This is a genomic window from Sphingobacteriaceae bacterium (assembly GCA_002319075.1).
Lineage (GTDB): Bacteria > Bacteroidota > Bacteroidia > B-17B0 > Aurantibacillaceae > Aurantibacillus.
This window is the reverse complement of record NVQB01000001.1, coordinates 2,738,811-2,752,280: the sequence shown is the minus strand read 5'-3', so window position 1 is coordinate 2,752,280 and position 13,470 is coordinate 2,738,811. Positions and strand designations below refer to the sequence as shown.

The 13,470-nt window shown below is 39.0% G+C and carries 10 protein-coding genes; 7 read left to right on the top strand and 3 right to left on the bottom strand.

Going from position 1 to position 13,470, the window contains the following annotated elements:
• Together holA and CNR22_11935 are read left to right on the top strand one after the other, a co-directional pair.
• A complete protein-coding gene (gene holA, locus CNR22_11940; GenBank protein ID PBQ32450.1) occupies positions 1 to 1,071 on the top strand; it encodes a DNA polymerase III subunit delta in 1,071 nt (356 codons plus the stop codon).
• A 63-nt stretch (positions 1,072 to 1,134) separates the two neighbouring features.
• The gene (locus tag CNR22_11935; protein PBQ32449.1) at positions 1,135 to 2,115 is read left to right on the top strand and encodes a hypothetical protein; all 981 of its coding nucleotides are present in this window, start codon (positions 1,135 to 1,137) and stop codon (positions 2,113 to 2,115) included.
• Positions 2,116 to 2,165: 50 nt separating this feature from the next.
• On the opposite strand, the gene CNR22_11930 is transcribed toward CNR22_11935, so the two are convergent.
• From CNR22_11930 to CNR22_11920, 3 genes are all read right to left on the bottom strand, one after another.
• Positions 2,166 to 4,709 (bottom strand): hypothetical protein, encoded by a 2,544-nt coding sequence (locus tag CNR22_11930; protein ID PBQ32448.1) that lies wholly within the window; start codon positions 4,707 to 4,709, stop codon positions 2,166 to 2,168.
• A 202-nt stretch (positions 4,710 to 4,911) separates the two neighbouring features.
• Complete coding sequence (locus CNR22_11925) at positions 4,912 to 7,182, bottom strand: hypothetical protein (GenBank protein PBQ32447.1); 2,271 nt, start codon at positions 7,180 to 7,182, stop codon at positions 4,912 to 4,914.
• Positions 7,183 to 7,297: 115 nt separating this feature from the next.
• Positions 7,298 to 7,837 (bottom strand): hypothetical protein, encoded by a 540-nt coding sequence (locus CNR22_11920; GenBank protein PBQ32446.1) that lies wholly within the window; start codon positions 7,835 to 7,837, stop codon positions 7,298 to 7,300.
• 107 nt (positions 7,838 to 7,944) lie between these two features.
• Between CNR22_11920 and CNR22_11915 the strand changes: the two genes are divergently transcribed.
• The 5 genes from CNR22_11915 (at position 7,945) to CNR22_11895 (ending at position 13,466) form a co-directional block, all read left to right on the top strand.
• Positions 7,945 to 9,384 carry an amino acid transporter gene (locus CNR22_11915; GenBank protein PBQ32445.1) on the top strand — a complete coding sequence of 480 codons (1,440 nt, stop codon included), beginning with the start codon at positions 7,945 to 7,947 and terminating at the stop codon, positions 9,382 to 9,384.
• Positions 9,362 to 10,285, top strand: a complete 924-nt coding sequence (locus CNR22_11910; protein ID PBQ32444.1) for a hypothetical protein — start codon at positions 9,362 to 9,364, stop codon at positions 10,283 to 10,285. Before CNR22_11915 ends, CNR22_11910 begins: the two co-directional genes overlap by 23 nt.
• A gap of 57 nt (positions 10,286 to 10,342) precedes the next feature.
• The gene (locus tag CNR22_11905) at positions 10,343 to 11,773 is read left to right on the top strand and encodes a UDP-3-O-[3-hydroxymyristoyl] N-acetylglucosamine deacetylase (GenBank protein PBQ32443.1); all 1,431 of its coding nucleotides are present in this window, start codon (positions 10,343 to 10,345) and stop codon (positions 11,771 to 11,773) included.
• A gap of 5 nt (positions 11,774 to 11,778) precedes the next feature.
• Complete coding sequence (locus CNR22_11900) at positions 11,779 to 12,552, top strand: acyl-[acyl-carrier-protein]--UDP-N-acetylglucosamine O-acyltransferase (protein PBQ32442.1); 774 nt, start codon at positions 11,779 to 11,781, stop codon at positions 12,550 to 12,552.
• 71 nt (positions 12,553 to 12,623) lie between these two features.
• Complete coding sequence (locus tag CNR22_11895; protein ID PBQ32441.1) at positions 12,624 to 13,466, top strand: hypothetical protein; 843 nt, start codon at positions 12,624 to 12,626, stop codon at positions 13,464 to 13,466.
• The last annotated feature ends 4 nt before the right edge of the window (positions 13,467 to 13,470 follow it).

The window sequence follows — 13,470 nt, the reverse complement described above, 5'->3', positions numbered from 1 at the left end:
TTGAAAGAAGTTAATCAAATACTCCTCGACCTTAAACGGCGCATTTTTAAGCCGGTATATTTTCTTAACGGTGAAGAAGCACACTACATTGATGTAATAAGCGACTATATTGAAAAAAACGTACTGGAAGATGCAGATAAAGAATTTAATCAAACCATTGTTTACGGCAAGGATGCTGACCTTGTAAGTATCCTCGGTCTTGCCAAACAATTCCCGATGATGAGTGAATACAATGTGGTAATTGTAAAGGAAGCTCAGAATTTAAAAGAATTAAATAAAAGCGCAGGCTCTGATGAAGAGGGAAGTTCATCATCAAAAGGCGGCGGTGCTAACGGGGCAGCGGCGCAGTTCGTGAATTACATACTGCACCCTCAACCCAGCACTATTCTGGTTTTTTGCTTTAAATATAAAACCATCGACAAACGCAGCGCCATAGCAAAAGCACTTCAAAAAAATGCTGTATTCCTGGAAACTAAAAAACTTTATGATAACCAGGTGCCTGAATGGATCAATGAATATGTAAAAGAAAAAAAATACACCATTGGCCCAAAGGCTACGTTTTTAATGGCTGAATTTTTGGGTAACGATCTCAGTAAAATTTCAAATGAGATTGATAAACTCATGATCAGTTTGCCTGAAGGAAAAGAAATTACACCAGAACTAATTCAGGACAACATCGGGATCAGTAAAGATTACAATGTTTTTGAATTACAGGATGCCCTGGCGAAACGCGATATATTAAAAGCCAACCGCATCATCAATCATTTTGCTTCTAACGAAAAAGATAATCCAGCTGCATTAGTACTCATATCCTTGTTTGGGTATTTTAGTAAAATTTTAAAATATCATTTCCTCGCTGACAAAAGTAAATTCGCTGCAGCGGGCGCACTTGGCGTGAATCCCTTTTTTGTGGATGGTTATGCCAAGGCTGCGCAAAATTATAATTCATCTAAACTCAAACAAATTTTTACTTATTTGAAAGAATGTGACCTTAAATCCAAGGGCGTTAATAACAGTGGTGTAACCTATGGAGAATTATTGAAAGAACTTGTTTTTAAAATTCTTCACTAAAATAAGTCTTAAAAAAGAGGTTACCTTTTTAAGTTGCCCGTATAAATAATAAAATCCAATCACATGAGCAATTCAAAAAATTGTTCTGAAAATCTTCCCGGGATTTTCAGACCTGGCATCTCTATGCCACAAAAATTAAGTCTTATTTTAGTATCTCTTTCGTTTGCGTTACTATACTCCTGCGGCCCGTCAAGAGAAGAAAAAGAATATCTGGAAAAATCAGCGGCTATTTCCGGTTCCGTAAAAGCATACCGTGCGGGCCTTGCCACCGATACCATTCAAGGCATAACACATAATTTTGCACGTACTGCCGACATTAGATTCAGAGTAAAAAGCGTTTTGGATGCCAGTGACCGGATTGAAGATTTGGTAAAAGGGTGCGGTGGATATATTTCTTTAAGTAACCTTTCCTCGCAGATTAATTATAGCTCTTCCGTTAAATTTAAAGAAGATTCACTTGCTGAAATTACCCATTATACTACGGTAAACACAATCACCCTGCGCGTACCAAATAAAGAATTAGATAGCGTCGTACGGTGTATCAGCAAGCTCGCTGTATTTATCGACTCGCGTAGATTAACCGCCGATGATTTAAAATTATCTCTCTATGCCAATAGTCTTTCCGAAAAGCGTTACCATACTTATGAATCAAAAGTGGCAAATAAAATTCAGAAAAGTAAAAACGATTTGAAACAGGAGTTAAAAGGTGAAGAAGAAGTACTTAAAGTGCAAACTCTGGCAGATAATACAATGCTTGACTCTTATGTTCTTTCAGACAAAATAAATTATGCTACCCTTTCTCTGGACCTTTACCAGACGGAGCAGGTGAGCATTTTAAAAAGAGCTATTGAATCCACTCCTGTTCTTTTTGAACCCTCTTTTTTAAGCCAGCTTAAATCAGCTTTTATAAGTGGTTTCGAACTTCTGCAAAATCTCGTCTTGTTTTTAATAAGAAGCTGGGGCTTATGGATTGTATTAATTATAGTTTTTATTCTCTTCAAGAAAATAATGCCATGGCTTAGACAGAGCTTATCTGCGAAATAAAAAAAGCCCCTTCCGAAAAGAAGGGGCTTTTTTCGCTGAAAAAAACCGATTTAGTTTTTGATAATTTTAGTTACCTGAACTGCATCTTCTGATTGAACTTTTACATAATAAATACCGTTTGCAAAGGCATTAAGATTGATGTTTGTCTTTTCGTTGTTACTTGTAGTGTTTAAAACCACTCGTCCAGCAAGATCTGTTACAACTATAGTTTTAGCAGAAGAAGTGCTTAACTCTACAGTAAAAATACCAGTAGTTGGATTAGGATAAATACTTAAGCCACCAATAGCTGTAGCGATTTGGTTAATTCCAACGCATGCTTCGACGTTTAAAACATAAGTGGTTTTACCTTCACAACCTAAGGCATTGGTACCGGTTACCGAGTAAACAGTTGTAGCTTGTGGACTAACACTAACAGGTGATCCACTAATAAGACCCATATTCGTAGAGAAGTTAAAATTTACTGCCCCGCTACCCGAAAGCTCGGCTGTTTCGCCCTTACAGATTGTACCGGAAGTTACATTGCTTGATACTGTAATAGTTGGATTTGGATTAACTGTAACCATCACAGTTTCAGTAGTCGAACAATTCGATCCATTTATACCTGTAACAGAATAAGTTGTTGTAATTGTTGGCGTAACCACAGTGGTAGGTGCATTCGGGTTATTTCCGCCTGTCCAAACATAAGATTGCGCTCCACTTGCTAATAAGGTGGTTTGTTTACCATAGCAGATTGATGGGTTGAATGCATAAGCAAAAATGCTTGGGCTTTGATTTACATTGATGTATTGAGATACCGTAGATGTACAACCTGATAGTGTGTTTGTTCCTACCACTGTATAAGCACCTGAGTTAGTGGCAAGCGCAGTGATTGAAGAACTTGTTTCTCCGGTACTCCAAAGGTAAGTATCAGCTCCGCTGGCTGAAAAATCTAACTCTTGACCCGAGCAAATAGTTGTAGAATTTGTGGTTAATGCTACAGCAACTGGATTTAGATCACAAGGCACACTAATTGCAAGGTCATCCCATACAAGGAACTGCGCTCCGTAACTTCCGTTGGTGGTTGCTTTAACAGCAATGTAATACAATCCTGAAGTAGGAACCATAAATGTATTTGCCAAAGGCTGATAAATAGGGCTGGTCGCTGGTCCAGTAGATACTATACTCACAAGACCTGTCGGATTCTGCGCTGTACCATAAAGTAATTCAAGATTAGTAACATTTGTGTAACCGTTGATTTCAGTTTTATACCACATGCTTGCCGAGTAAGTTACACCCGCATTTAATTGAATACCATTTGTGTAAACATAATTAGTGCCGGCAACGTATGCTGCCGCAAAGGTGGCGTATTTACTCCCTGTACGTGCTGATCTGTTGTAGTTCATAGTGCTTGTATAAGTCTGACTTGAAGTTCCTGTACCAGGAGCTAACCAGGAACAGTTTGGCAATTCATTATCTACAACAATTCCTTCAAAGCTCTCGAAATATGGCACTGTGGCGGTAGTTGTAGGAGCTACCTGCACTTCAAATGCGGTAGAGGTTGATGTTCCTGATCCTCCATTAAGACAATAAGCATAGTTGCGAAACCACTGCTGACTTGTAATACCGGTGGCAAAATATTCGGCTCCGTTTGTGTTTGGAATAGTTATGAATGGGCCAACACCTGAACTTGCTGAACTAGCCCAACTATAAACGATCCCTGAAACGGTATAAGTGTTTACAAGACTTAAATTAACTCCACCATTAGGGCAAACCAAAGAATGGCTCCCTGTAGCGGCAAGACTGCTTAATCCACCAGAACATTGCGGAGGCGACCAGCGGTAAATCTGCCCGTTTGCTGGAAGTAGTGATCCGGTGTTACTGGCGTTAATTTGATCAGTATTGGAAGTACCCATCGCAGGATTGTTCCATGGATTACTAAGACTGGTGGTTAAATTGCTAAAGTCGGAATTATAGTCACCACGAATTCCTGTTTCGGCATAAATACCACTGGAATTAATTACGAAGCTGCCAAATTGTATTTCAACAATATTTGTAGTTTCACATAACCTGATCTGAAAATTAAAAGCGTCCCCTGAGGCAGCATATTTTCGGTAGTTTGCAAACTGAACTACACAAGTTCTTGATGGAGCAGTACCTATAGTGGCCACTCTCAGGCTAGATCCAGACTGGCCTTGAATATCCGTAGCCAAACCACTCACTGCATCTGAAAGAATAGCCGGTCCACCCGAATTGTAGGAAATACCCTGAAATCCTCCGTTTATATAAACAGATGGAAAGCTGGAAGACTGTCCGAAAGTGATCCAACCGTTGTTGCAAACTGCCAGGCGATCATAAGTATGATTGTTAAACATAAAGCTGAATCCAATATCAAAACCAGATCCTGTGCTTCCTGAGCCTGCCAGACTTGACGGGTCGGCGAAAACCTGGTCGTCGCTTGTAGTACTGCCGAGAACTGTTCCTGTGGTAATTGCGTTGTAAGTGCCTGCGACCTGGGAAAATGAATAAAGTGATGCTACTTGAGCGTTCACCTTTGCGGTAGTAAGTAGAGCGGCCGCTGCAAATACTTTCGCTAAGTTGGGGTAGTTTTGTTTCATAATTGTTAGTGGTTTTGTTATAAAGCCCAAAGTATAATTTTTACATCTTATTACAAGGTCCCTTTAGCTATTTTTAACTTTAAATTGCAATCTTATTGACAAAAATCAATTATTTATACGATCTAAATTTTTAGAAGCCTTCTCCTTAATAAAAATCCGGATTTCGCGAAATCCGGATTTAAAAATTTAATAAGAAATCTCTTTATTTTTTCAAAAGTTTTATGACTGACTGAGATGCACCCGAAACGATTCGTGCGTAATAGATCCCGTCGTCAAAAACGTTTAGATCTATTAAGAGTGTTTCGGAATTTGTCTCGTAGTTTTTGATTAGTTTTCCGAGGGCATCCGTGATAATTATACTTTTACTTCCCGCATCAGAAAAGTTAAATGTAAACAGCCCTTCTGAAGGATTAGGATTAGCTGTAAATAAAGAGCCTGGTAAAGTTTGATTAAAAAGGCCTGTATTAAAACTTACGCAGGCAGAATCAACTGTTTTACAACCAAGATTATCTGTTATCATAACCTTATAGCAACCTGCTCCAACACCCGTTAATGTTTCGCTCGTTGAGGCTCCCGGTTCCCACAAATACGAATATGGGCCTGTTCCTCCTGAAGCCATTGCATAAACAGTTCCATCTGAACAATTTCCACAACTAACATAGGATGTAGTGAGTGTTGCCGTAGGAAGCGGATCAACTGAAATAGTATAAATTTCAGTAGTAACGCATGTGGAAGTGCTTTTTGCCTTAAGTGTAAAAGTAGAGTTCGCTGAAAGTATCACTTCAATATCTGGAGTGTTTTCGCCGCTACTCCAGGTGTAAGTGTTAGCTCCTGCAGCAGTAATAGTAGATGCAGTTCCTTCGCAAACATGCGTTTTATCGATACTTATAACAGGACTCGCAAGTACTGTAACCTTCACAGTTTTTGTCATCACACAAGATCCTAAACCTGCAGTTACCGTATAAATTGTAGTTACGGAAGGATTTAAAGAAACGCTTTGACTTATAGGTCCTGAGCTCCATGTATAACTTGTAGCTCCGGATGCTGTTACAACAGCTGGAGTTCCGTGGCAAATAGTAGCTGATGGAGCAGTGAATACAAAGCTGTTTGTTACAATAGAAAATTGCTGTTGATTAGAGTTATTGCTAAGATTATTATCAACACCCGCATTTGGCGCCGAAACACTTACATTAAAAAGATGCGACCCCAGATTTAATCCGGTAATTTGAGTAAGTGCCAGCGTAAATGAAGCATTAGGAGCAACTGTCCCTGTCCAGCCTAAAGTTTGAGTGGCTACTCCGTCTACATTAAAACTAAAAAGAGCTGTTGTAATTGTGTTTGACCCATAATTTGTAACATTAATAACAGGATCGATATAATTAATACAACTAACGGTTTCAGAATAAATTGGTTTTGACACAAAAGAAATTCCTATGTCATTACTGGCGGTTGGCAAATTGCAGACTGTTGAAGTTACAAGAGCAACACGCATTGGAGAATTTGATAAGATAAGCTGCGCACGGTATTTCTGATCTGCGGTAAACATTTGCATACACGCGTCATCAGTATAATCCATAAAATTCATTGTCATTTCTCCGGTAGTATTTCCAGTGCATGTGCCTGAGTTAAAGGGGTAAGTAGGACAACCAAAATTAGCAGTCTGCGCAGGCGGTGTGTCATTGCAATAATCGGTGCCGCAATTTGCATCCCCCCACACGTGACGAAGGCCAACCCAGTGACCAATTTCGTGCGTTACAGTTCTTCCTTTGTTATACGACCCACTTTGAGCAGTGCCTATGCTACCAAAAGAAGTGTTCAATATTACAACACCATCTGTAGTTGCTGAGCCAAATGTATTCCCGAGGCCGGCTATGCCAGATGTACCCGGGTTTGGAAATGTTGCATATCCAAGAAGTCCGCTTCCGAGAGGCAATACCCAGACATTTAAGTATTGATTGGTATTCCAGATACTGTTAGCTTTCACCGTTGCGTCCACATAACTCTTCGAATAGGGCAAGGCATTCCAGCCTTTTGAAACCCTGTTGATCCTATCAATACCGGGCTCTGCCATTATTCCTCCCGTAGGATTTACAACCGCTAGACAAAAATTTACCTGAAATTTTCCTAGAAGAGGTTTAAACACTGAAGGAATAAGATTTGTGTCTGCGTTGGTTCCATTAAAATCCTTATTCAAAATATTTATCTGGTCTATCACCTGAGCAGCATTTAAGTTGTTACCACTCGTAGCAGAAATACTGTTTACCGCTTCATTGTCATGTATGATGTGGACAATTACCGGAATATTAAAAACAGACTGAACGTTTGCCGAACCATATTTTCCTGGTTTCGGAGTTATACTTTGTACCCATGTTTCAAACTGCTGAGGTAATAAAGGAGTAGCGCAACTGCGCTGAGCCTTTAAAGAATCTGAAACTATAAAATAAGTAAGCGAAAAAAATAATAGTGTTTTCATGTTTAAAAATTAGCTGAAAACGCAATGTAAAGATTTTTATAATATCAGTAAAAAAAATGAGACGAAAAGCCTTAAATGCCAAGTAAATTGCTTGTTTTCCGCCTGAATACAGGGCCTAAGAAATCATAGGATTTACATCCTTCATGATTTTTTTTGCCTCTTCATCTGTAATTTGCATGCCCAGCAAAACAAGTCGCGACTGCGAATAAAACTGCAAACGTTCACCACCCTTAATCCAGAAACTTTGATTAATAGTGTCGCTGAACCGGGTTGGTTTTAATTCTATAAGCTGTAAAGGACTTATAACATTGAGATCGAACTCCTGAATTTTTCCTTTGCCGTTAATTTCTCTTTGATAGTGCAGTACCCCATCTTTGATCCAGAGCTTTTCTTTTCCACTGCGTTTCCACATAAAGGCCCGTACACTATTAAATTCAAAATAGCACCAGAAAGCAAGGTAGATCATTATAAAAACTTTTGAATTTTGATCGGTCACTTTAAAATAGTTTGCGAAAACAATTATCCCGCAAACTGTCCAGGCCATTAACCATAAAAACAAAATACGAAGTTTGGTTTTGTCGTTAGTTGCGAGAATAACAACGCTGAGTACATTTTCTTTTTTTAAGATGCTTATTCTTTCTCCTATAACTTTCATACTTGAATTTACCTTACGCAAAGAAATTACTATGCGGGCTTCTTACTTATTGTTTAAATAGATATATTGTCCTGCAAATTTAAGTATCTTTTAAAAACTATTCCCACATGTCAGAACTAAAAAGAAGTTTAAATCTTTTTGATACTATAATGCTCGTATCGGGCAGTATGATAGGATCGGGAATTTTTATTGTAACCGCTGATATGACCAGGGTGCTGGGATCTCCCTTTTGGGTGATGATGTGTTGGATCATTAGCGGGGTAATTACTTTGTTTGCAGCATTAAGCTATGGAGAACTAGCGGGAATGATGCCGGATGCGGGCGGACAGTTTATCTATTTAAAACGCGCATATGGCAAACTTACTTCATTTGTTTATGGGTGGACGGTTTTTACCGTTATTCAAACTGGCGTTATAGCGGCCGTAGCTGTAGCCTTTGCGCGATTTACCGGAGTTTTTATTCCCTTTTTTGATGAATCGCACGTGGCTATTCCGCTTGGTAATTTTTATATTTCTACCACGCAGCTTTTGGGCGTAGGCAGCATTATTTTTCTCACCTATTTAAATACACTTGGCATTAACAACGGAAAAATCATACAACGCATTTTTACCAGCACCAAGTTGCTCGCCCTCTTTGCATTAATTTCAGTGGGATTTGTAGTTGGCTATAAAAGCGGCTATTGGCATACCAATTTAGAACTTCCGTTTAGAAATCCGGCTGATCCGCTGGGAGAAAAGGGATTTAACTTGACAGCTTTGATAAGTGCGCTTGGCGTTGCCCTTATTGGATCTCTATTCAGTAGTGATGCCTGGAACAACGTTACCTTTATTGCCGGAGAAATTAAACAGCCTCAGAAAAATATTCCACTGGGTTTATTAATTGGTGTTCTTATTGTAACCCTGCTTTACCTTCTGGCAAACGTTGCGTACTTTATGATCCTGCCAGCCCTTGGTTCGCCAGATGGTCAAACTGTTATAGAGCGCGGTATAGAATACGCACAAAACGACCGCGTAGGATCTGCCGCAATGTTTCCCGTTTTCGGAGATGTTTCTTCTTCCATAATGGCTTTACTCATTATGATCTCTACATTTGGCTGTAACAATGGACTCATTCTGCAAGGCGCCCGGCTATTCCAGGCTATGTCAAAAGAAGGTTTGTTTTTTAAATCGGCTTCTTACTTAAATAAGTACTCTGTTCCTTCAAAAGCCCTTTGGTTACAGGCTTTCTGGGCTTCCATCCTTTGTTTAAGCGGCTCTTACGGTTCGCTGCTCGATTATTGTACTTTTGCCTCGCTTGTTTTTTACATCATTACCATTTCGGCTTTATTTTATCTTCGTAAAAAAGAACCTGCCACCCCACGCCCCTACAAAGCGTTTGGATATCCTGTAATCCCAGCCTTATATATTTTGTTAGCGGGCGCCATCTGCGTTGATCTTTTAATTTTTAAATCGCGTAATACATTTTTAGGTCTTGCCATTATGGCTATTGGCATTCCTGTTTATTATTTTTTTAATAAAGGTAAAAATGATCAAAAGCTTCCTGAATAATTATTTCGGGTTCACAAAACAGCAACGTAATGGCTTGTTTGTTCTCATTTTAATAAGTGTTTTGTTGTTGGTAATTCGTTTAGTGTACCCCCTCTTAATTAAGCCCGATCCCATTGTGCTGCTTAATTTGCCGCTTATTGAAAAAAAATTAGACAGTTCTTATTCCACTTCAGAAAAATTTGAAAAACGGGAGTATAAAAAAGAATTAAAATTACTTCGTCTCTTTGTCTTTGATCCCAACACAGTTTCTTTCGAACAACTCCTTCAACTCGGATTAAAAGAAAAAACCGCCCAGATTTTTTTAAAATTCAGAACTAAAGGCTTTGTTTTTAAAGACAAAACAGATCTTCAAAAAGTCTATGGTATTTCCTCAACTCAATACGCGCAATTAGAGCCTTATGTTTTAATCGCTAACTCCGTTCCTGGCAAAAAAGAAGTTCCTGAAAAAACTACCGGCCCTGAAAAGTCTTATCCTACTCATGCTGCCGTGGCCGCTTCTACGTCTATAAGTTCAAAAATCGAATTAAACTCCGCCGACAGTTTAGGTTTGATTTCTGTAAATGGCATTGGCTCCGTGTATGCAAAACGCATTCTTAAGTACAGAACTATGTTGGGAGGTTATGTTTCGGTGGAGCAATTAAAAGAAGTTTATGGTTTAAGCGAAGAGCTTTACGAAAAAATTAAAAACACTTTTACAGTGGATGCAAAAAGCGTTAAGAAACTAAATCTCAACAAAGACGATTTCAAACTAATTAATAAACATCCTTATTTAACTTACGAAACCACAAAAACAATCTTCGACTGGAGAAGAAAAACAACTATCAATCCGGTAAATTTAAAAGACATTATAAACGACCCTGCTATTTACCAGAAACTGCTGCCCTATTTGGTTTTCGACTAAGATTTTTTACTTCTGATGTGTTGATTTTTAGTATCTTTAAAAATTAATTGATTCCACATGAGCGATAAACAAAGAACCATAAAAAAAGCTATTTCTGTATCAGGAGTTGGCTTACATACCGGTAAACCCGTTACCCTTACTTTTAATCCAGCAGAAGAAAATCATTGGTTTAAATTTCAACGTGTTGATCTGGAAGGTCATCCTGTTATTGAAGCGGATGCTGATCTGGTAGTGGATACTTCGCGTGGTACTACACTTGAAAAAAACGGGGTTCGTGTTCATACTACTGAACATGTACTTGCAGCTTTGGTTGGCTTAGGTATTGATAATTGTTTGATCCAGGTAACTGGTCCCGAAATGCCGATTATGGATGGAAGCGCTTTAAAATTTATTGAAGTGCTTGAAGAAGCGGGTATTGTTGAGCAGGAAGCCGAACGTGATTATTTTGAACTGACTGAAAATTTAACTTTTGAAGATCCCATTAAAAAAGTAGAGATGCTTGCTGTGCCGCAGGATGAATTTCGTGTAACGGTGATGGTGGATTACGGCAGCGAAGTTTTGGGCACACAACATGCGTCCATGTATAATCTCGGAGAGTTTAAAAATGAAATTGCATCTTGCCGTACTTTCGTTTTCTTAAGAGAGTTAGAAGCTCTTCTAGCGCATAATTTAATTAAGGGTGGAGATTTGGATAATGCCATTGTTTTGGTAGATAGCGAACTTCCGAAAGATAAATTAGATCATCTTCGTAAAGTATTTAATAAGCCGGACGTAGAAGTAAAAGGGCACGGTGTTTTAAATAATACAAAGCTGCGTTTCTTCAACGAACCGGCGAGACACAAACTGTTGGATATAGTGGGTGATCTGGCTTTGGTGGGCAGACCTATGAAAATTCACGTACTGGCTGGCCGTCCTGGGCACGCTGGCAACGTAGACTTTGCAAAAAAATTAAAAGCACTTGCTAAAAAACAGAAAGCAGAAAAAGATTATCCGAAAGTGGATTTGAACGCTACTCCTGTTTTGAATATTATGGACATCATGAAATTATTACCTCACCGTCAACCGATGTTGCTGATAGATAAAATCATGGAAGTTTCTGATAACCATGTAATCGGTGTGAAAAATGTTACTTTAAATGAAGAATTTTTTAAAGGACACTTCCCTGATAATCCGGTAATGCCAGGTGTTATGCTTATTGAGGCAATGGCGCAGTGTGGTGGTGTACTCGTTTTAAAAACGGTTCCTGATCCTGAAAATTACCTCACTTACTTCATGAAAATTGATGGGGTTAAATTTAAGAAGATGGTAATTCCAGGAGATACAGTTGTGTTTAGTTTAAATCTTGTTACCCCTATTCGTCGCGGAATTTGTCACATGCGTGGTGTAGCTTACGTTAATAACAAACCTGTAATGGAAGGCGAAATGATGGCGCAGATCGTTAAGGTGAAAGGACACGAGGTTAAAAAATCTGAACCACAATTAGCTTAACATCTATGATATCACCACTTGCAAATGTAAGTCCGAAAGCCAAAATAGGCAAGAATGTTACGATTGAGGCTTTTGCTACAATCTATCATGATGTTGAAATTGGAGACAATTGTTTTATTCACCCCAATGCAGTTATTTATCCTGACACGGTGATTGGTGAAGGCTGCAAAATTTTTCCGGGCGCTGTTATTGGTATTGTTAGCCAGGATCTAAAATACAAAGGCGAAAAATCGAATACGGTTATTGGAAAAAACACCACCATACGCGAATACGCCACTATACACAAAGGTACGGCAGACCGTATGACAACCAAGATCGGCGACAACTGCCTGATCATGTGTTATACGCATCTGGGTCACGATTGTGCGATTGGGAATAATGTGATCATTGCAAACAATGGAAGCCTGGCCGGACATATTACGGTTGAAGATTATGTTATTATCGAAGGAGTAGTTGCCGCACAGCAATTCGTAAATATTGGCGCGCACTCTTTTGTAGCAGGTGCTTCTTTAGTTCGTAAAAGCATTCCTCCATACATTCGTGTTGCCCGCGAACCTCTTCAATTTATCGGGGTGAATACTATTGGTTTAGCGCGCAGAGGTTTTGATAAAGAAAAAATCAAACAAATAGAAGATATCTACCGGATCATCTTTGTACGCGGACACAATGTATCCAATGCTCTTGAAATTGTTGAGAATGAAATTCCGGACACTGAAACACGTCGCGAGATTGTTGACTTTATCCGCAAACAGACAGATGGTATCATTAAAGGAATTTGATACTCAAATTATGGGATTTGTTACAAAACAAAAGCTTGTTCTACTATAGACTATAAACTTTAATATAGACTATTTTGACTCCCACAATCACTTTAAATAATCTTGGTAAAAAATTTGGTAAGGAGTGGGTCTTCAGAAAACTCTCTTACGAAATTGTTCCCAACCAAAAACTTTTAATTCTTGGAGGAAATGGTTCTGGAAAATCGACGCTACTGCAGGTTATTAGCGGCTTTGTGACGCCGAATGAAGGGAGGGTTGAGGTTTTTCTCGACTACGCTCGAAATGACATCGACTACGCTCGAAATGACATCGACTACGCTCGAAATGACATCGACTCCCTTCGACACGACAACGACTCCCTTCGAAATGACATCGACTCACTTCGACACGACAACGACTCCGCTCGAAATGATGCCGAAAGATCTCCTATTGCTATAGGGACGGGACGGGCTCATGGAAATGACAATCATAAAATTAATCCTGATAAACTCAGGAATTATATTTCGTTTGCATCACCGTATTTACAATTGATAGAAGACTTTACCCTGCTTGAAATGATCGAGCACACAAGGCTATTTAAACCTTTTTTAAATAGCATTTCTTCTAATGAAGTTATAGAGTTAATTCAGCTGCAGTCGGCCAAAAATAAATTTATCAGGCAATTTTCAAGCGGTATGAAACAGCGCTTAAAACTTGGTCTTGCTATACTGGCAGATACCCCGATTTTGTTGCTGGACGAACCCATTTCTAATCTTGATAAAAATGCTATTCAGTGGTACAAAGATTTAATAGCAGGATATACGGTAAACCGAACGGTTGTTGTTTGCTCCAATGCCATTGCCGATGAACATTTTTTCTGCAACACAGAATTAAATGTTGTAGACTATAAAATCCAAACCATTCGAAAGACATAAGTCT